Origin of the sequence: Caballeronia sp. AZ10_KS36 (assembly GCF_023631105.1) — a bacterium.
In the GTDB taxonomy this organism is placed as follows: domain Bacteria; phylum Pseudomonadota; class Gammaproteobacteria; order Burkholderiales; family Burkholderiaceae; genus Caballeronia.
This window is the reverse complement of the sequence record NZ_JALQDQ010000018.1, coordinates 679177-699193: the sequence shown is the minus strand read 5'-3', so window position 1 is coordinate 699193 and position 20017 is coordinate 679177. Positions and strand designations below refer to the sequence as shown.

Genomic DNA, 20017 nt, shown 5'->3' with positions numbered 1-20017 from the left:
GGTGTGTAAGTGCAGTAATGCATTGAGCTAACTGATACTAATTGCCCGTAAGGCTTGATCCTATAACCAGTGTGTCTTAGGCCACCCCATGAGCGGGTGCCACTGGTTGAGTGAGCCTTGTGCCACAATCGCCACCCACCATACTACTTCTTCCCCGATTGGTTGTAGCGCCCCCAACGCGATACAACATCCCCTTTATGCCTGATGACCATAGCGAGTCGGTCCCACCCCTTCCCATCCCGAACAGGACCGTGAAACGACTCCACGCCGATGATAGTGCGGATTGCCCGTGTGAAAGTAGGTAATCGTCAGGCTCCCCCTTGCTCAAACAAAAACCCCACCCCGAAAAGGTGGGGTTTTTGCGTTTCGGGCGACATAGCGCGTCGCGCCACTGGACAAGCCCTAGATCATCGGGCTAAGAACCGCTCAGCGAGCCTAACCCAATACGACGAGCCGACGGACAGTAACGCGTCGTTGAAGTCGTAGCTCGCGTTGTGCAGCATGCACGGACCTTCACCGTGTCCATGCTCGCGATGCGCCCCATCTCCATTACCCAGAAACGCGTAGCAGCCGGGCTTCTCGAGCAGCATGAAGGAGAAGTCTTCAGCGCCCATCGTCGGTTCGACGGAAGAATTCAGGTTCTGCTCGCCGACCACTTCAGCCATTACCTCGGCCGCAAACTTCGTCTGCGCCGGATCATTGATTGTCGGCGGATAGCTTCGACGGAAGTAGACTTCGGCTTCGCAGTCGTAAGCGGAAGCGGTCGATTCAGCGATCTTCCGCATGCGCGCTTCGATCAGGTCGAGCGTTTCCACCGCAAAAGTCCGTACCGTCCCGCCCAGCCACGCATGATCGGGCACCACGTTGACCGCATCGCCCGCATGGATCTGCGTGATCGACAAGACGGCCGTATCGAGCGGCTTCTTGTTGCGCGTGATGATGCTCTGCAGCGCATTGGCGATCTGAACCACGCTGAAGACGGGATCCCGTCCGTTATGCGGCAAAGCGGCGTGCGACCCAACTCCGCGGACCGTTATTCGGAACTCATTGCTCGACGCCATAATCGGCCCTTCCGTCACGCCGAAGTGCCCTGCCGGAATGCCAGGCCAGTTGTGTATGCCGAAGACGGCGTCGACTGGAAAGCGGGTGAAAAGTCCATCGTCGATCATGGCCTTCGCGCCAGCGCCGCCTTCTTCTGCCGGTTGAAAGATGAAGACGACCGTCCCGTCGAACCTTCCGTGTTCCGCGAGATACTTGGCCGCGCCTAGCAGCATGGCCGTGTGCCCGTCGTGACCGCACGCGTGCATGCGTCCGGCGTGAGTCGATTTATGGCCGAAGCTGTTGATCTCCTGAATCGGCAAGGCGTCCATGTCGGCGCGCAACCCGATAGACGCGGGGCCCGACCCACGCTTCAAAACGCCAACGACCCCTGTCTTCCCCAAGCCTCGATGGACCGTAATGCCCCAACGTTCGAGATTCTCCGCCACCAGTTTCGCAGTCCCTACCTCTTCATAGCGCAGTTCGGGATGAGCGTGGATCGTTCGTCGGAGAGCCTGGATTTCATCGTGAGATGCTTCGATTTCCGGTATCAGATTCATTGAACCGCTCGCTTGTTTGAATTCGGACCAACCGTGTGATGCACCGCTGGTTCATTCTACGCCGCCACTATTTGAGGCATCGGACGGACGGTCGCATAGCCGGCGTAATAGAATTCTGGCATCTGCCCCCTTGCCGATTGACCGGACTATCCGATGAACGCCCCAGCCGAGTTTGCCCGAGCCGTTTGCCCGCACGATTGCCCCGACACCTGCGCGATGCGCGTCACCGTAGAAAACGGCCGGGCAGTGAAGGTGAGCGGCGACCCGGATCATCCGCCGACGCAAGGCGTGCTCTGCACGAAGGTCACGCGATACGCCGAGCGAACGCATCACAAGGACCGCCTGCTCACGCCGTTGATCCGTGTCGGGCCCAAGGGGTCCAATCGTTTCGAACGGATCAGTTGGGAGGCGGGGCTGCAAATAGCCGCCGAGCGCCTGGGCGCGATCGCGCGCCGTGCGCCTGAAGCGATCCTTCCGTACAGCTACGCCGGCACGATGGGCCTCGTCCAGGGCGAGAGCATCGCCGCGCGACTTTTCAATGTGCTCGGCGCGTCGCGGCTGGATCGCACGATTTGCGCGGCAGCCGGTGCGGCCGGGCTGCGCTATACGTATGGCGCGGGCATCGGCATGCACGTCGAGTTCTTCGAGGAAAGCGAGCTGATCCTGATCTGGGGCTCAAACCCGATCGCGTCGAGCCTGCACTTCTGGACGCGCGCGCAGGAGGCGAAGCGGCGCGGCGCGAAACTGATCGCAATCGATCCCTATCGGTCGCTGACCGCCGAGAAATGCCATCAGCACATCGCGCTGCGGCCCGGCACGGATGCCGCGCTCGCGCTCGGCATGATTCACGTCCTGATCCGCGAAAACCTGCTCGATCACGCGTACATCGCAGACCACACCGTTGGTTTCGACGCGCTCGCGGCGCGGGCCGCGCAGTATCCGCCGTCGCGCGTGGCGACGATCTGCGGCATCGAGGAACAGACCGTCGTCGATCTCGCGCGTGCATTCGGCTCGACCAAGAAAGCTGCCATCCGCCTGAACTACGGCATGCAGCGCGTGCGCGGCGGTGGCAACGCGGTGCGCGCCGTCGCGTGTCTGCCATCGCTGACGGGCGCGTGGCGTGAGCGGTCGGGCGGTCTATTGTTGTCGTCGTCGGGATGGGCACCGGTCGACAACGCCGCGCTCGAGCGCCCGGACTTGCTGCCGGGTTGGCCGAACAAGCTGCCGCGCAGCATCAATATGAATGGAATCGGGGACGCCTTGCTTCATCCGGGCGATGTCGCGTTCGGGCCGAAAATCGAAGCCCTGATCGTCTACAACTCGAACCCGGTCGCCGTTGCGCCGGACTCGGCAAAGGTCGCGGCTGGCTTCGCGCGCGAGGACTTGTTCACCATCGTGCTGGAGCACTTCCAGACCGATACCGCAGACTACGCCGACCTGATCTTTCCGGCGACCACACAGCTCGAGCACCTCGACGTCCACAAGTCCTACGGCCACACGCACATCATGGCGAACCTGCCGGCCATACCACCGGTGGGCGAATCTCGTCCTAACACCGATTTCTTCCGCGGCCTCGCCCGCGCGATGCATCTCACCGAGCCTGCTCTCTTCGAAACGGATGAGCAGATCGCTTCGAAAGCCTTTCGCTGGGACGCCCCCACGCTGAAGGGCCGCGGATGGGAAGCACTGAAGGCGTCGCGCTGGCTCGAACTCGACATTCCCGACGCGCCGCTCGCGCAGGGAGGATTTCGCACGCCGTCAGGAAAGTGCGAGTTCTTTAGCGAACGTCTCGCACGCGAAGGCATGGACCCGCTGCCGGATTACCTTCCGCCGTACGAGTCGGCGGAAGCGGCGCCGGAACTCGCCGCGCGCTATCCGCTCGCGATGATCTCGCCGCCCGCGCGCAACTTCCTGAACAGCAGCTTCGTGAACATCGAAAGTCTGCGCGCGACGGAAGCAGAGCCGCATCTCGATATTCACCCGGCGGACGCGGACGCGCGCGGTATCGCGGACGGCGCGCAGGTGCGCATTTTCAACGATCGCGGGTCGATGCAGGCGCGTGCGCGTGTCACCGATCGGGCGCGCGAAGGCGTGGTTGTCGGCTTGTCGATCTGGTGGAAAAAGTTGTCCCCCGATGGCTGCAACGCCAATCAAGTAACGAGCCAGGCTTTGACCGATCTGGGGGGATCGGCGACGTTCTACGATTGTCTGGTGGAAGTGGAGTCAGTGCATTGAGAAGTATGGAAAGACCCGACCCGAAGTGGTCTGGAATGCGGCGTCTAACCGGATTGTCGGAACGGAAGCGAGCGGCTAGCATCCTGTTTTCGCACGACCATTCGAAAATTAAATAAGGAGACGCCGTATGGAGAAACTCTGGCTGAAATCGTATCCGGCCGGCGTACCCGCGGAGATCGACGTGTCGGCGTACCGGTCGGTCTCGCAGTTGCTCGAAGACAGTTTTCGCAACAACCGCGACCGTCGCGCCTTTCTCTGCATGGGGCAGGCGATCACGTATGGCGAGCTCGACGACATGTCGAAAAAGCTCGCTGCGTGGTTACAGCAGAGGGGACTGAAACGCGGCGCGCGCGTCGCGCTGATGATGCCGAACGTGCTCCAATACCCGGTCGCCATTGCCGCTGTGCTGCGCGCGGGCTATATCGTCGTGAACGTGAACCCGCTGTACACGCCGCGCGAGCTTGAACATCAGCTTCGCGACAGCGGCGCGGAAGCCATCGTCATTCTGGAGAACTTCGCGACCACGCTCGAAGCCGTGATCAAGAACACGGCGATCAAGCATGTCGTCGTCGCCGCAATGGGCGACCTGATGGGCATGAAAGGCCTGCTGGTGAATCTCGTCGTCCGCAAAGTGAAGAAGATGGTGCCTGCGTTCAATCTGCCGGGCAGCATCCGCTTCAACGATGCGATCAGCGAAGGCAGCCGCCACGCGCTGGAGCCGGTCGCGCAAACACCGGACGACGTCGCGTTCCTCCAGTACACCGGCGGCACCACCGGCGTGGCGAAGGGCGCGACGCTGACGCATCGGAACCTGATCGCCAACGTGCTGCAATCGGAAGTGTGGCTGGAACCGGCGCGCAGACAGCGGCCCGACATCGACCAGTTCGTGTGCGTCGTCGCGCTGCCGCTGTATCACATCTTCGCGTTGACGGTGTGCGGCATGCTCACCATCCGCACGGGCGGGCTGGGCGTGCTGATTCCGAATCCGCGCGATATCGCGGGCACCATCAAGGAACTGAAGGGCATTCCCATCAATACGTTCCCGGCAGTGAATACGCTCTATAACGCGTTGCTGAATCATCCCGATTTCTCGAAGCTGGACTTCTCGAAACTGATCGCGGCGAACGGCGGCGGCATGGCGGTTCAAGAGGCGGTCGCCAAACGCTGGTTCGCGGTCACCGGCGTGCCCATCGTAGAAGGCTACGGGCTGTCGGAGACTTCGCCGTGCGTCACGTGCAATCCCGTGACGGCCACCGAGTACACCGGCACCATCGGCTTGCCGTTGCCATCGACCGAAGTCTCCATCCGCGACGACGACAACAACGAAGTGCCGCTCGGCCAAGCGGGCGAAATCTGCATCAAGGGACCGCAGGTGATGGCCGGCTACTGGAATCGCCCGGACGAAACGGCGAAGGTGATGACGCCCGATGGTTTCTTCCGCTCAGGCGATGTCGGCGTGTTCGACGAGCGCGGCTACGTGAAGATCGTCGATCGCAAGAAGGACATGATTCTCGTCTCGGGCTTCAACGTGTATCCGAACGAAATCGAGGATGTCGTGGCGATGCTGCCGGGCGTGTTCGAAGTGGCCGCGGTCGGCGTGAAGGATCAGAATTCGGGCGAGGCGGTGAAGCTCTTCATCGTGCGCAAGGACGATAACCTGACCGAAGCGGACGTGATCGCGTTCTGCAAGGAACGGCTGACGGGCTATAAGCGGCCGCGCATCATCGAGTTTCGCAAGGACTTGCCGAAGAGCAATGTGGGCAAGATCCTTCGCCGCGAGTTGCGCGACGGTACAGTCTGACCGGATCGCGCTCACTCTATCGAAGCCTTCGCGTCGCAAGACGCGAAGGCTTTTTTTCATGGCGCGTGGCGAAAGCTCGAGACAAAAAAAAGGCGCCCGAAGGCGCCTTTTGAGGAATACGACGTTGTTACTAGCTTCTTAGAACTTGTGGCGGATACCGACCAGCGCTGCAACCTGGTTCGACGTCGACGACGGCGACAGGCCGTTGATGTTGGCGACTGCGGCGCCACGCGTCGAGTCCGTGCCCGAAGCGTGTTGATACACGCCGTCGATATACACGTCCGTGCGCTTCGACAGGAAGTAGTCCGCGCCCAGCATGCCTTGGTGATACTTGGCATTGCCCAGGCCGTAACCCTTCGTGTAGTCGTAGGCAGCGCCAACCAGCAGAGCCGGGGTCAGCTGATACTTGAAGTTGATTTCGGCGTTGTGGAACTTGCCCGTGCCGCCCGTGTAGCCAGCCGGGTTCAGACCCGTGCCTGCTTCCCTGCCGACATCCTTGAACTGCGTGTTGCTATACGTCGCGCCGACCGTTGCTGCGCCGAACGTGTAAGCCGCGCCTGCCGAGATCACTTGCTGCGTATGAGCCGAAGCGTAGCCGGAATACACGCGGCTGCCGCCCATGTTCGAGCCCGTCGTGCTCGACGCCGGCGTGTTGCCGAAGAACGAGTAGTTCGGGTCCTTGACGTTCAGGTAGCCCGCGCCCAATTGCAGCGGACCTTGCGAGTAGCCGAGACCGACCGACCAAATCTGGTTGCGGTTGAACTGGCCAGCGTTGCCGCCGAGGCTATACAGACCGCCGAACGTGAAGCCCGCGTAATTGGCGCTCGTGAACTTGATCGCGTTGTTCACGCGGTTCGAGTTGTTCATGTTGTCGAGGTCGCCCGGGTGCGCACCGTAGTACGTCGCCCACTGGCTGCCGACTTCGAACGCACCGGTGAAGTCGACCACGGAGTCATACTGGCGACCCAGCGTGACCGTGCCGAATTGCGCCGTCGACAGACCCACATACGCCTGACGGCCGAACTCCGAGCCGCCTTGAGCGAGACGGCCGTTGAACACGTTGAAGCCGTTCTCCAACACGAACAGGGCCTTCAGGCCGCCGCCCAGATCTTCCGTGCCACGCAGGCCCCAACGGCTGCCCTGCACGTTGCCGCTGCTCATCGAATACAGCTTCTGACCGTTGACGTTATTGGAATAGGCGAAACCTGCGTCGATGATGCCGTACAGCGTCACGCTGCTCTGCGCATGTGCGGCGCCAGCGAAGACGCCCAATGCTGCGAGAGCGAGAAGCGACTTTTTCATTGTGTAGATCTCCAAGGAGTGTTTTGCGACTTGTTTGGCAAGGTCACTGTTCTAGCGCCAGTGTGTTGACGGTCCCTGCCGGGGTCTTCTTTGCGAAGTGACACGTAATGTAACAAACACGACTTTTCGCACAAAGGAAAAGGGACCGCGCCCGCGGCTACGTGTGACGTTTACGCAACATGCGCTAAAATCCTGGTTTTGCAGCAGTTTTGCGAGTCGTGTTTGCCCTAATTACAAAAAATGGCGCTCGCCGACGGCCGTTTTCGCATGTCTGACCGGGGAGAATAGGGATTGCTAACTGTCCTGTACGACGTTGCGCGAAACGATGACATCAACAACGAGGTGAGAACATGACGCTCGACGAAATCATTGGCGAGTTCGATCGCGGCCTGCGTTCCATGACCGGAGTAAGCCGCATGTCGCGGCCTGTACCGCAATCGAACATGCCGGTTCTCGTGGAGGGCGGCGTGGTCGCTGATGCGCCGCAGCTCACGGACGAAGAGAAGGCTCATTCGGCCGGTCTGATGCGTGTGAATCATGTAGGCGAAGTCTGCGCGCAGGCGCTTTATCAGGCGCAAAAGCTCGCGACTCAATCGCCGGGCTTGAAGGCGAGCTTCGAGCAGGCCGCCCGCGAAGAGGAAGATCACCTCGCATGGACGTCACAGCGTCTCAAAGACCTCGACTCGCGCCCGAGCCTTCTCAATCCGCTGTGGTATGCGGGGGCGCTCGCCATCGGGTTCGTCGCGGGCCGCTTCGGCGACCGCGCGAGCCTCGGCTTCATGGCGGAAACCGAGCGCCAGGTCGAGCAGCATCTCGACGGCCACATGAAAACGCTGCCTGCTACCGACTACGCTTCTCGCGCGATCGTCGAACAGATGCGGCAGGACGAAAGCGCGCACGCAGCAGCCGCCATCGGCGCGGGTGGATCGGAGATGCCGTTTCCAGTCCGTCTCGTGATGCGAGCGGCGGCGAAGGTGATGACGCGCACCGCATACTACGTATAGGCGCCAAAGTGTCGCGCGAGGCGCTTTGTATGAACAATGCAACCTGTCGAGCGCCCGCGAGCGCTCGCGGAAACCGTTACATTTCACACGTCTGCGGCGCGGATGTTCATACTTTACGTTCGCTTCCCGCACTAGTTCTCTAATTTCAAACGATTTTCCCCTTCCTCCTGGCAATAAGTCCGTTCGCTAAGTCCTTGTTTCAGCGAGTAAAAGCTCCCCGAAAAAAAGCCGCGCGTCTTGACCGAGGAAATCCGTTCCTCTAAAGTGGGAGACAGTGTGAGAAAGTGGTTGTTTGTGTGATCCGGCGACTACTTTTCGGCAGTTTCAAGGCATGCGCGGCGTGTCGGTGGGCATCGACAGTCAGGCAGCGACAAACGGGGAGAAGGGCGAGTGTTCCAAGGGGCGTCGGCGCTGACGCTCGATGCGAAAGGGCGGATGTCGGTTCCGTCCCGCTATCGGGAGGCGCTGCAAGGGCAGGCAGAAGGCCGGGTGACGCTCACGAAGAGCCCGGATGGATGCCTGTTGCTGTTTCCTCGCCCGGAGTGGGAAGTCTTTCGCGCCAAGGTTGCCGCGCTTCCCATGGAAGCCATGTGGTGGCGGCGCATTTTCCTCGGTAACGCAATGGATGTCGAACTCGATACCGCCGGGCGCGTGCTGGTCTCGCCCGAGCTTCGTGCTGCCGCTTCGCTCGAAAAAGAAGTGACGCTGCTCGGCATGGGTGCTCACTTCGAATTGTGGGACTCGCAGACGTACGCGGCGAAGGAAGCCGCAGCCATGGCGCAGGGCATGCCCGAAGCGCTGAAGAACTTCACTTTCTGACGCGGCGCTGAAAAACATGGCACCTGCGATGGGAAATGACTTGCAGCATCGCACGGTGCTGCTCAAGGAAGCGGTAGACGGACTGATCACGCGCGCCGACGGTATCTATATAGATGGCACCTTCGGGCGCGGCGGTCATAGCCGGGCGGTATTGCAGCGGCTGGGCGAAGCAGGGCGGCTGATCGCGTTCGACAAGGACCCGCTCGCCATCGCTACGGCGCAACAGATTCAGGATCCGCGCTTTTCGATCGTGCATGACAGCTTCGCCGCGTTGCGAAGCGCGGCGACGGAGCGCGGGATAGAACGGGTGTCGGGCGTGTTGCTGGACCTCGGGGTGTCGTCGCCGCAGGTGGACGACCCCGAGCGCGGTTTTAGTTTCCGCGCGGAAGGTCCGCTCGACATGAGGATGGACCCGACTCGCGGCGAGTCGGCGGCCGAGTGGCTCGCGCGGGCCACGGTGCAGGAAATGACGGAGGTGATCAGAGATTATGGGGAAGAACGGTTTGCTTTTCAGATTGCAAAGGCGCTTGTTGCTCGCAGGGCAGAGTCCGACCGTCTTGGGCCTCTCGTCAGCACGCGCGAGCTTGCCGAAATCGTGGGTCACGTCGTCAAGACCCGTGAAAAGGGCAAGGACCCGGCAACTCGCACCTTTCAGGCTATACGGATTCACATCAATCAAGAGCTTGCGGAGCTGCAAGTAGTTCTTGAATCGGCACTTTCGTTGTTGGAGCAAGGGGGGCGGCTGGTCGTGATCAGCTTTCATTCGCTCGAAGACCGGATCGTCAAGCGGTTCATGCAGGCGCAATCCAGCGCGCCAGCGGTGGACCGTCGTTTGCCGATCCGCGCGGTCGATCTGCCGAGTCCGCCTCTGCGGATCGTCGGCCGCGTGTTTCCGAGCGATGCCGAAGTTGCCGACAACCCGCGCGCCCGGTCCGCGGTCATGCGTATCGCGGAGCGCATCGCGCCATGAACCGTCTCAACATTTTTCTCCTGATCGTCGTGCTCGGGTGCGCGCTGTCGGTCGTCAGCGCCACGAACAAGCAGCGGCAGGTGTTCATCGAATTGCAGCGGGCGCAGTCGCAGGAGCGCCAGCTTCAGCAGGATTACGCGCAGTTCCAGTATCAGCAGAGCGCATTGTCGAAGACTTCGCGCATCGAGCAGTTGGCCACTAACTCACTGAAGATGCAGCCCGCAACAACCGGCCGCACGCAATACCTGACCTACGACCCGGCGACCGCGAAGGCCGCCGATGCACCCATGCCGCCGCCGTTGCCCGCCTCGGCGCCGTCCGCACGCGGAGTCAAACGATGAAAAAATCCGCGAAGCAGAAGGACGTCGCCTACACGCCGAACCCGATTCTTGCCGTGCGCCTGCCCATGTGGCGCTCGAAGTTCGTCGTGTTCCTGCTGTTCATGGCGTTCGTCGCGCTGGCCGCGCGCGCCTTCTGGATTCAGGGCCCGGGCAACGCTTTCTTCAAGAAGCAGGGCGAAAGCCGCTATCAGCGCACGCTGGAAATGCCCGCCACGCGCGGCCAGATCCGTGACCGCAACGGCCTCGTGCTCGCGACGAGCCTGCCCGTGAAAGCAATTTGGGCGATTCCCGAAGCCGTCCCGAACGATCTCGGCGCGGACAAGCTCGCCGAACTCGCGAAGCTGCTCGACATGACGCAGAAGGACCTGCGCGCGAAGCTGTCGATGGACAAGACCTTCGTCTACGTGAAGCGTCAGGTTCCGCTCGAAGTCGCGCAGAAGGTGGCGGCGCTGGACATTCCGGGCATCTATTCGCGCGGCGAATACAAGCGCTTCTATCCGGAAGGCGAAATCACTGCGCACCTGATCGGCTTTACTAATATTGAAGACAAGGGCCAGGAAGGCGTCGAACTCGGCGACCAGAGCGTGCTGGCCGGCACGCCGGGCATGCGTCGCGTCATCAAGGACCGGATGGGACATATCGTCGAGGACGTCGACGAACAGGTCGTGCCGCATAACGGCCAGGACGTCGAGCTTTCGATCGACAGCAAGATTCAGTACATCGCGTACACGGACCTGAAAGCGGCCGTCGAAAAGACGAAGGCGAAGGCCGGCGCTGCGATGGTGATCGACGTGAAGACGGGCGAAGTGCTCGCGCTCGTCAACTATCCCACCTACAACCCGAACGACCGCTCGCGCATGACCGGCGAGCAGTTGCGCAACCGCATTCTGACGGACACTTTCGAGCCGGGCTCGATCATGAAGCCGTTCACCGTTTCGCTCGCGCTCGATCTGCATCGCGTGACGCCGAATACGCTCGTCGAAACGGGCGGCGGCGTGTTCGTGCTGGACGGCGCGCGCATCACGGACGACTCCGGTTTCGGCACGCTCACCGTCGGCGGCGTGATTCAGAAGTCGAGCAATATCGGCGCCACCAAAATTGCGATGCAATTGCGGCCCGAGGAAATGTGGAACATGTACACGAGCCTGGGTCTCGGTCAGGCGCCGAAAGTCGGCTTTCCGGGCGCCGTCACCGGACGCTTGCGGCCGTGGAAAAGCTGGCGGCGCATCGAGCAGGCGACCATGTCTTATGGCTACGGCTTGTCGGCGTCGCTGTTCCAGCTGGCTCGCGCGTACACCGCTATCGCGCATGACGGCATGATTCTGCCCGTATCGATTTTCCGCACGCCGGGCGAGCAGCCGCCGGCGGGCCAGCAGGTCTTCTCGCCGACCACCGCGCGCGAGGTTCGCGCCATGCTCGAGACGGTCGTGTCGAAGAACGGCACATCGCCGGATGCGGCGGTGCCGGGCTATCGCGTCGGCGGCAAGAGCGGCACGGCGTACAAGCACGCGGGCCGCGGCTACGATCATTCGAAGTACCGCGCGTCGTTCGTCGGCATGGCGCCGATGCCCAATCCGCGCATCGTGGTGGCCGTATCGGTCGACGAACCGACCGCGGGCAGCCACTTCGGCGGACAGGTATCGGGGCCGGTGTTCTCGGGCATCGTCGGCGATACGCTGCGCGCGCTGAACGTGCCGCCGGACATGCCGGTCAAGCAAATGGTCGTGACGGACGAATCGAATTCCGCCGCGCAAGCGTCCGCGCACCCCGCGAGCGCGAACGGTTCGAACAACGCCAACACGGCGAAGAAGGTCGCCGTGTCGAGCAACACGAAGACACATCCGGGAGTCGTGCGATGAGCGCGCCCCGTCAGAGCAAGATGCAGAAGGACGTTTCACATGCCGTTCAATGGCTGCGCGCGCATGCGCGGCCGGAGGCCCAGTTGCACGCCGACACGCGCTCGCTGAAAAGCGGCGACGTGTTCCTGGCGTACGCCGTCGACGGCGCGGACAACCGGCCGTATCTCGACGCGGCGCTCGGCGCGGGCGCGGCTGCCGCGCTGTATCAGCCGGAGAACTTCGCGGGACAGCCGGACGCTTCGAAGGCGCTCGCCGTGCCCGCGCTCAACGAACTCGCCGGTCCTATCGCGTCCGCGTGGTACGGCGAGCCGAGCGCGTCGATGCTCACCGTCGGCGTGACGGGCACCAACGGCAAGACCTCGTGCAGCCAGTGGATCGCCACGGCGCTGACCGCGCTCGGTCGGCCGTGCGCGATCATCGGCACGCTCGGCATCGGCATGCCGGGCAAGCTCGCGTCCACGGGCTTCACAACGCCGGATGCGCCGCAGCTTCAGCGCAGCCTCGCGCAACTGAAGGCGCAAGGCGCGGAGGCCGTCGCGATGGAAGTCTCGTCGCATGCGCTGCATCAGGGGCGCGTGAACGGCACGGACTTCGACATCGCCATCTTCACGAATCTCACGCAGGATCATCTCGACTATCACGGCACCTTCGAGGCTTACGAAGCCGCGAAAGCGCGTCTTTTCGCGTGGCCGTCGCTGAAAACGGCCATCGTCAATCGCGACGATGCCGCCGGTCAGCGCCTCATCGAATCGCTGCGCGGCAAAGTTCGCACGATTGCGTACGCCGTCGACATGCCGGCCGATGCCCCGCCGAGCGCCGACGCCGTGCTGCTCGCGAGCCACGTGCGCGCAACCGCCACGGGCACGGCGTTTCATCTTTCGTCCGATTGGGGCGAAGCCGAAGTCGAAGTGAACACGCTCGGCGCGTTCAACGTGAGCAATCTGCTCGCGGTGCTCGGCGTGCTGCTGGAAGTCGGCGTTCCGTTCGATGCCGCGCTCACGCGAATCTCGAAGCTCGAATCGGTCAACGGCCGAATGGAGCGTCTCGGCGGCCGGCTGCAAAACGATGAGCCGCTCGTCGTGATCGACTACGCACACACGCCCGACGCGCTCGAAAAAACGCTCGCTGCGCTGCGCCCGATCGCTGCCGCACGCGGCGGCGAGCTCGTCTGCATGTTCGGCTGCGGCGGCAATCGCGACGCCACCAAGCGTCCGCTGATGGGCGAAATCGCCGAGCGTCTCGCGGACCAGGTCGTCATCACGAGCGACAATCCGCGCAGCGAAGATCCGCTCGCCATCATCGACCAGATTGCCGCCGGCATGAAGCACGCGGCGAACGCACGGCGCATCGAGGATCGCGCGAGCGCCATTTTGCAGGCGCTGCGCTCGGCGGCGCGGGAAGATGTCGTACTGCTCGCCGGCAAAGGACACGAGGCCACGCAGGAAATCATGGGCAAAAAGCGCGCGTTCTCGGATCAGGATCACGCGCGCCTCGCGCTTGCCGCACGCGCCACGCAACAACGCGGAGGCGGCGAATGACGATGTTCACCTTGCGCGAAGCTGCCGCGCTGATTCCCGGCGCGGTCTTTCAGGGCGACGAAGCAATCGCCATCGAACGCGTCGTGACCGACAGCCGCGCCGTGCAGGCGGGCGATCTGTTCGTCGCGGTGAAGGGCGATCGCTTCGATGCGCATGACTTCCTCGATCAAGTGGCGAAGAGCGGCGCGGCCGCCGCGCTCGTCTCGCGCAATGTGCGCAATTCCGATGCCTGGCCGCTGCCAGTCATCAAGGTAAAGGACACGCGTGCGGCGCTCGGTGCGCTGGCGCACGGCTGGCGCGAGCGGTTCACCATGCCGCTCGTCGCCGTCACTGGCAGCAACGGCAAGACGACGGTCAAGGAGATGATCGCGTCGATCTTCGCGGCGGCAGTGGGCGAAGACGCGCGCCTCGCGACCGCGGGCAACTTCAACAACGACATCGGCCTGCCGCTCACGCTGTTTCGCCTGAACGCGGCGCATCGGCTGGCGGTGGTCGAGCTCGGCATGAATCATCCCGGCGAGACGGATGCGCTCGGCAAGATCGCTGCGCCGACGGTCGCCGTTGTGAACAACGCGCAGCGTGAGCATCAGGAGTTCATGGCCACCGTCGAGGCCGTCGCGCTCGAACATGCGTCCGTCATTCATGCGCTCGGCGAAACGGGCACGGCCGTGTTTCCCGCCGACGACCACTACGCGAGCATCTGGCGCGTGGCGGCCACGGGCAATCCGATCATGGATTTCGCGCTGACGGACGATGAATCGAAGGCCGCAGTCACCGGCACGGTCGACGGCGCGACGGTTCACGTCCGCGCGCCGCAAGGGCGCGTCGACATCGCGCTCAACGTGCTCGGCGAACACAACGCGCGCAATGCGCTCGCGGCCACGGCCGCCGCGCTGGCGGCGGGCGTATCGCTCGACGTCATCAAGCGCGGCCTCGAAGCGTTTCAGCCGGTGAAGGGCCGCTTGCAGGTGAAGCGCGCGGTGACGGGCGCGCTCGCGGGCGCGACCATCATCGACGACACGTACAACTCCAATCCCGATTCCATGCGCGCCGCCATCGACGTGCTCGCCGCGCAGGCCGCGCCGCGCGTGCTCGTGATGGGCGACATGGGTGAAGTCGGTGAAGAAGGGCCGGCGTTTCATCGCGAAGTCGGCGCGTATGCGGCCGAACGCGGCATCGACGGGTTGTTCGCGCTCGGCGACGCCAGCCGCGATTCGGTGAACGCATTTCGCGCGGCGGCGTCGAAGCAGACCGCCGTTCATTTCGACGACGTGGCCGCGCTTATCGACGCTCTTCAGCAAGCCGGGTTCGGACCCGGCGCAACGTATCTCGCGAAAGGGTCGCGCTTCATGAAGATGGAGCGCGTGGTGGACGCCCTGACGAGCCCACAACAACCCGCGGCGGGCCATGCGCCCGCTGCACACTGACTCACAGAAAGAGAAGGACCAGCATGCTACTCGCACTCGCGCAATGGCTTCAGAATGACGCCAGCTTCATGCGCGTGTTCACCTACATTACGTTCCGCGCGGTGGGCGCCACCGCGACGGCGCTTTTGATCGGTCTCTTCTGCGGCCCGTGGGTCATCCGCAAGCTGACCGCGATGAAAGTCGGTCAGGCGGTGCGCAAGGACGGCCCGCAAACGCACCTCGTCAAGTCGGGCACGCCGACGATGGGCGGCGTGCTGATTCTCATGGGCATCGCGGTTTCCACGCTTCTCTGGGCCGATCTCACGAACCGCTTCGTGTGGATCGTGATGCTCGTCACGTTCGGCTATGGCGTGATCGGCTGGGTGGACGACTATCGCAAGGTCGTGCACAAGGACCCGCGTGGCATGTCGTCGCGCGAAAAGTATTTCTGGCAGTCGGTCATCGGCCTGTTCGCGGCTGTGTATCTCGCGTTCAGCGTGTCCGAGGCGAGCAACACGCGCGTGTTCGATCTCTTCATGGCGTGGGTGCGCAGCGGCCTCTCGATGGGCCTACCCGCGCGCGCCGACCTCATGTTGCCGTTCCTCAAGTCGATCACGTATCCGCTCGGCGTGTGGGGCTTCATCGCGATGACGTACTTCGTGATCGTCGGATCGAGCAATGCCGTGAACCTCACCGATGGTCTCGACGGTCTCGTCATCATGCCGGTCGTGCTGGTAGGCGCGTCGCTCGGCGCGTTCGCGTACGTCATGGGTAGTTCGGTGTATTCGAAGTACCTGCTCTTTCCGCACATTCCCGGCGCGGGCGAACTGCTGATCTTCTGCTCGGCGATGGGCGGGGCGGGCCTCGCGTTCCTCTGGTACAACACGCATCCCGCGCAAGTCTTCATGGGCGATGTTGGCGCGCTCGCGCTCGGCGGCGCGCTTGGCACCATCGCGGTCATCGTTCGTCAGGAGATCGTGCTGTTCATCATGGGCGGCATTTTCGTGGCGGAAACGCTCTCCGTCATGTTGCAAGTCTTCTGGTTCAAGTTCACGAAGCGCCGTTACGGAGAAGGCCGTCGCTTCTTCAAGATGGCGCCGCTCCATCACCACTACGAACTGTCCGGCTGGACGGAAACGCAAGTGGTGGTGCGCTTCTGGATCATCACGTTGATGTTGTGTCTCTTCGGCTTGTCGACGCTCAAGCTGCGTTGATCGTGCACGTCTGCGGTTTCTTCGGTTTCAGGAAAGGGTAAAGCGATGTTTGGCGAGAAGTTTTCCGGTCGGCAAAGTCCGATGGTGCTCGTGCTGGGGCTCGGTGAATCCGGCCTCGCGATGGCGCGCTGGTGCGCCAGGCACGGGTGCCGGCTGCGGATCGCCGATACGCGCGAGAACCCGCCGAATCTGTCGGAACTGGTGATTCACAACATCGACGCGGAGTTCGTCGGCGGCGCGTTCACGACCGAACTGCTCGATGGCGGCATGGAACTGCTTGCCATCAGCCCCGGACTTTCGCCGCTCGCGCCGGACCTCGCGCCGCTGATCGCGGCGGCGAAGGAGCGCGGCATTCCGGTGTGGGGCGAACTCGAACTGTTCGCGCAGGCGCTCGCCGGTCTTGCCGTGAACGGTTACGAGCCGAAGGTGCTCGCGATAACCGGCACCAACGGCAAGACGACGACCACCGCGCTCACCGGTCTTCTGTGCGAACGCGCGGGCAAGCGCGTGGCGGTCGCGGGCAACATCAGCCCGGCGATGCTCGACAAGCTCGCCGAAGCGATCGATCAAACCGCGCTGCCGGACGTCTGGGTGCTCGAACTCTCCAGCTTCCAGCTGGAAACATCGCACAGCTTCGCACCGGATGCGGCCGCCGTGCTCAACATCACGCAGGACCATCTCGACTGGCACGGCGGCCTGGACGCCTACGCCGCCGCGAAGGGCCGCATCTTCGGTCCGCGCACGGTGCGCGTGCTGAATCGCGACGACGCCCGCACGATGGCGCTCGCCGCGAACGTCGCGCAGGACCGCGTGGTGACGTTCGGGCTGGATGAGCCGTCTAAGGTGGACGACTACGGCCTGTTGCGCGACAACGGCATTGCGTGGCTCGCGCAAGGCATCGACCGCGACGCCGCCGACGAGCCCGCGCCGTCGCGCCGCCGCAAGCAGGATGTCGCCGCGCCGAACGTCGTTGCGAAGCGGCTGATGCCGTCGGACGCGCTGCGCATTCGCGGCCTGCACAATGCGGCCAATGCGCTCGCGGCGCTCGCGCTCGCGCGCGCGATCGACTTGCCGCTAGCCGCGCTCTTGCACGGCTTGCGCGAGTATCGCGGCGAACCGCATCGCGTGGAAGTGATCGCGCAGATCGACGGCGTCGATTACGTGGACGACAGTAAGGGCACCAACGTCGGCGCGACGGTCGCCGCGCTCGATGGCCTCGCGCAGCGCGTCGTGCTGATCGCAGGCGGCGACGGCAAAGGTCAGGACTTCTCGCCGCTCGAAGCGCCGGTTGCGCGCTGGGCGCGTGCCGTGATGCTGATCGGCCGCGACGCGCCGCGCATCCGCGAGACGCTCGCATCCACCGGCGTCGCGCTCGAAGATCACGCCACGCTCGAAGCCGCGACCGAGGCGGCATCGCGCATCGCCGAGCCGGGCGACGCCGTGTTGCTGTCGCCCGCGTGCGCGAGCCTCGACATGTTCAGGAACTACGCACACCGCGCCGACGTGTTTCGCAGCGCGGTCGAAGATATCGCCGCCGCGCGGGGAGTGATGCTATGAGCTGGTCGGACCGCTTCGGATCGAAAATCACCGGGCAGCGGAACGCGGTTCCGAACGATTCGCTCGCCGGGCGCTCGGGCGGCATTTCGAGCGCGGTCAACGGCGTGCGCCCCGCGCGCTCGCGCATGCTCGACTACGATCACTCGCTCTTGTGGGTGACGATCGCGTTGCTCGGGCTCGGCATCGTGATGGTGTATTCCGCGTCCATCGCCATGCCGGATTCGCCCAAGTACGCGCAGTACCGCGACTACCACTTCCTCGTGCGGCACCTCATTTCCGTTTCGACGGCGCTCGTCGGCGCGGTCATCGCGTTCAAGATTCCGGTGAAGACCTGGGACAAGCTCGCGCCGAAGCTCTTTCTCGTCGCGCTGGTGATGCTCGTCATCGTGCTGATTCCGCATATCGGCAAGGGCGTGAACGGCGCGCGCCGCTGGATTCCGCTCGGCATCACGAACATGCAGCCGTCCGAAATCATGAAGCTCGCGGTGACCATCTACGCCGCGAACTACACGGTGCGCAAGCAAGAGTTCATGCACAGCTTCGGCAAGGGCTTCTTGCCGATGGCCGTGGCGGTCGGCGCGGTCGGCGCGCTGTTGCTGCTGGAACCGGACATGGGCGCGTTCATGGTGATCGCCGCCATTGCGATGGGCGTGCTGTTCCTCGGCGGCGTGAACGGCAAGCTCTTCGGCGGGCTGGTGCTCACGGCGGTCGGCACGTTCACGATGCTCGTGTGGCTCTCGCCGTGGCGTCGCGAGCGCATCTTCGCTTATCTCGATCCGTGGGACGACCGCTACGCGCAGGGCAAGGCGTATCAGCTGACGCATTCGCTGATCGCGTTCGGGCGCGGCGAATGGTTCGGCGTCGGTCTCGGCGGCAGCGTCGAGAAGCTCAACTATCTGCCCGAAGCGCATACCGACTTCATTCTCGCGGTGATCGGCGAGGAACTCGGTTTCGTCGGCGTCATCTGCGTGATTCTGCTGTTCTACTGGATCGTGCGCCGCGCCTTCGAAATCGGCCGCCAGGCATTGGCGCTGGATCGCACGTTCGCGGGTCTGATGGCGAAGGGCGTCGGCATTTGGTTCGGTGCGCAGACGTTCATCAATATGGGCGTGAACCTCGGTCTTCTGCCGACCAAGGGCCTGACGCTGCCGCTCGTCAGCTACGGCGGCTCGGGCATCTTGCTGAACTGCGTCGCGCTCGCGGTGCTGCTGCGCGTCGATTACGAAAATCGCGTGCTCATGCGCGGAGGCAAAGTATGAGCGCGCAACGCCCCACGCTGATGGTCATGGCGGGCGGCACCGGCGGCCACGTGTTTCCGGGGCTCGCGGTCGCGCACTGGATGCAGGCGCGCGGCTGGCGCGTCGTCTGGCTCGGCAACGCGAGCGGCATGGAAGCGACGCTCGTCCCGAAGCACGGCATCCCGATGGAATGCGTGCGCTTCGGCGGCGTGCGCGGCAAGGGCATCAAGACGAAGCTGATGCTGCCGGTGAATCTCATGCGCGCGTGCTCGCAAAGTCTGCGCGTGCTGCGTCAGGTGAAGCCCGACGTGGTGCTCGGCATGGGCGGCTACATCACGTTTCCGGCGGGCATCATGACGAAGCTCGCGGGCTGCCCGCTCGTGCTGCACGAGCAGAACTCCATCGCGGGTCTTGCCAACAAGGTGCTCGCGCATCTCGCGAAGCGCGTGCTCGTCGCGTTTCCCAATGCTCTGCCGAATGCCGAATGGACCGGGAATCCCATTCGCGCGGAACTTACGTCGACATTGCCGCCCAAAGAACGCTACGCGTCGCGCACGGGCAAGCTGAACGTGCTCGTCGTCGGCGGAAGTCTGGGTGCGGCCGCGCTCAACGAAACGGTGCCGAAGGCGCTCGCGCTGCTCGCGCCGGATGAGCGCCCGCGCATCGTGCATCAGGCGGGCGCGAAGCATATCGAAGCATTGCAGGCGAACTACGCGGCGGCCGGTCTTTCGCGCGGCGAGGATTTGCAGCTCGTGCCGTTCATCGAGGACATGGCGAGCGCGTACGCATCCGCCGATCTCGTGATTTGCCGCTCGGGCGCAATGACGGTGTCGGAGATCGCGGCGGTCGGCGTGGCGGCGCTCTTCGTGCCGTTCCCGTTCGCCGTCGACGACCACCAGACGACCAACGGCGCGTTCCTCGCGAAGAACGGCGCAGCGGAATTGATTCAACAACGCGACTTGTCGGCGGAAAAGCTCGCCGGCTGGTTGCGTGCGCAGACGCGCGACACGCTGGCGGAGATGGCCGCACGCTCGCGCGCCCTGGCGAAACCGGACGCGACCGAACGGGTCGCGGCCGTGTGCGCCGACGTCGCCGGCGCGCGTCTTACCCGCCAAGCTCGGGAGGCACATTAAGT

The 20017-nt window shown here is 63.6% G+C and carries 15 protein-coding genes and 1 rRNA gene; 14 read left to right on the top strand and 2 right to left on the bottom strand.

All coding sequences use genetic code 11. The features are described 5' to 3' along the window. The first annotated feature begins 200 nt into the window (after positions 1 to 200). A 5S ribosomal RNA gene (gene rrf / locus NCR35_RS13415) occupies positions 201 to 314 on the top strand. Positions 315 to 407: 93 nt separating this feature from the next. Here the strand turns inward: rrf and NCR35_RS13410 are convergent. Continuing rightward, entirely contained in the window at positions 408 to 1598 is a 1191-nt protein-coding gene (locus NCR35_RS13410; RefSeq protein ID WP_250534700.1) for a M20 aminoacylase family protein, read from the bottom strand. 153 nt (positions 1599 to 1751) lie between these two features. Between NCR35_RS13410 and NCR35_RS13405 the strand changes: the two genes are divergently transcribed. Both NCR35_RS13405 and NCR35_RS13400 read left to right on the top strand, forming a co-directional pair. Continuing rightward, positions 1752 to 3833 carry a molybdopterin-containing oxidoreductase family protein gene (locus NCR35_RS13405; RefSeq protein WP_250534699.1) on the top strand — a complete coding sequence of 694 codons (2082 nt, stop codon included), beginning with the start codon at positions 1752 to 1754 and terminating at the stop codon, positions 3831 to 3833. A gap of 127 nt (positions 3834 to 3960) precedes the next feature. Continuing rightward, the gene (locus tag NCR35_RS13400) at positions 3961 to 5634 is read left to right on the top strand and encodes a long-chain fatty acid--CoA ligase (protein WP_250534698.1); all 1674 of its coding nucleotides are present in this window, start codon (positions 3961 to 3963) and stop codon (positions 5632 to 5634) included. Between the two features lie 138 nt (positions 5635 to 5772). Here the strand turns inward: NCR35_RS13400 and NCR35_RS13395 are convergent, their stop codons facing one another. Further along, complete coding sequence (locus NCR35_RS13395; RefSeq protein ID WP_250534697.1) at positions 5773 to 6936, bottom strand: porin; 1164 nt, start codon at positions 6934 to 6936, stop codon at positions 5773 to 5775. Between the two features lie 350 nt (positions 6937 to 7286). Between NCR35_RS13395 and coq7 the strand changes: the two genes are divergently transcribed. The 11 genes from coq7 to murG all read left to right on the top strand — a co-directional run bounded on the left by coq7 (position 7287) and on the right by murG (position 20015). Next, positions 7287 to 7940 (top strand): 2-polyprenyl-3-methyl-6-methoxy-1,4-benzoquinone monooxygenase, encoded by a 654-nt coding sequence (gene coq7 / locus NCR35_RS13390; RefSeq protein WP_244847294.1) that lies wholly within the window; start codon positions 7287 to 7289, stop codon positions 7938 to 7940. Positions 7941 to 8330: 390 nt separating this feature from the next. Continuing rightward, positions 8331 to 8759: a division/cell wall cluster transcriptional repressor MraZ gene (gene mraZ / locus NCR35_RS13385; protein ID WP_040050492.1), complete on the top strand. Its 429-nt coding sequence runs from the start codon at positions 8331 to 8333 to the stop codon at positions 8757 to 8759. A gap of 16 nt (positions 8760 to 8775) precedes the next feature. Next, positions 8776 to 9729 (top strand): 16S rRNA (cytosine(1402)-N(4))-methyltransferase RsmH, encoded by a 954-nt coding sequence (gene rsmH / locus NCR35_RS13380; protein ID WP_244847293.1) that lies wholly within the window; start codon positions 8776 to 8778, stop codon positions 9727 to 9729. Further along, positions 9726 to 10070, top strand: a complete 345-nt coding sequence (gene ftsL, locus NCR35_RS13375; RefSeq protein ID WP_244847292.1) for a cell division protein FtsL — start codon at positions 9726 to 9728, stop codon at positions 10068 to 10070. The genes rsmH and ftsL overlap by 4 nt, the downstream gene beginning before the upstream one ends. After that, on the top strand, positions 10067 to 11929 hold the full coding sequence (locus NCR35_RS13370; RefSeq protein WP_250534696.1) for a peptidoglycan D,D-transpeptidase FtsI family protein: 1863 nt from the start codon (positions 10067 to 10069) through the stop codon (positions 11927 to 11929). The genes ftsL and NCR35_RS13370 overlap by 4 nt, the downstream gene beginning before the upstream one ends. After that, on the top strand, positions 11926 to 13467 hold the full coding sequence (locus NCR35_RS13365) for a UDP-N-acetylmuramoyl-L-alanyl-D-glutamate--2,6-diaminopimelate ligase (protein WP_250534695.1): 1542 nt from the start codon (positions 11926 to 11928) through the stop codon (positions 13465 to 13467). The genes NCR35_RS13370 and NCR35_RS13365 overlap by 4 nt, the downstream gene beginning before the upstream one ends. Continuing rightward, a complete protein-coding gene (locus NCR35_RS13360) occupies positions 13464 to 14894 on the top strand; it encodes a UDP-N-acetylmuramoyl-tripeptide--D-alanyl-D-alanine ligase (protein ID WP_250534694.1) in 1431 nt (476 codons plus the stop codon). Before NCR35_RS13365 ends, NCR35_RS13360 begins: the two co-directional genes overlap by 4 nt. A gap of 23 nt (positions 14895 to 14917) precedes the next feature. Next, positions 14918 to 16087, top strand: a complete 1170-nt coding sequence (mraY, locus tag NCR35_RS13355) for a phospho-N-acetylmuramoyl-pentapeptide-transferase (RefSeq protein WP_244847288.1) — start codon at positions 14918 to 14920, stop codon at positions 16085 to 16087. 45 nt (positions 16088 to 16132) lie between these two features. After that, the gene (gene murD / locus NCR35_RS13350) at positions 16133 to 17644 is read left to right on the top strand and encodes a UDP-N-acetylmuramoyl-L-alanine--D-glutamate ligase (RefSeq protein ID WP_250534693.1); all 1512 of its coding nucleotides are present in this window, start codon (positions 16133 to 16135) and stop codon (positions 17642 to 17644) included. Further along, positions 17641 to 18903 (top strand): putative lipid II flippase FtsW, encoded by a 1263-nt coding sequence (ftsW, locus tag NCR35_RS13345; protein ID WP_250534692.1) that lies wholly within the window; start codon positions 17641 to 17643, stop codon positions 18901 to 18903. The genes murD and ftsW overlap by 4 nt, the downstream gene beginning before the upstream one ends. Then, positions 18900 to 20015, top strand: a complete 1116-nt coding sequence (gene murG, locus NCR35_RS13340; protein ID WP_250534691.1) for an undecaprenyldiphospho-muramoylpentapeptide beta-N-acetylglucosaminyltransferase — start codon at positions 18900 to 18902, stop codon at positions 20013 to 20015. The genes ftsW and murG overlap by 4 nt, the downstream gene beginning before the upstream one ends. The last annotated feature ends 2 nt before the right edge of the window (positions 20016 to 20017 follow it).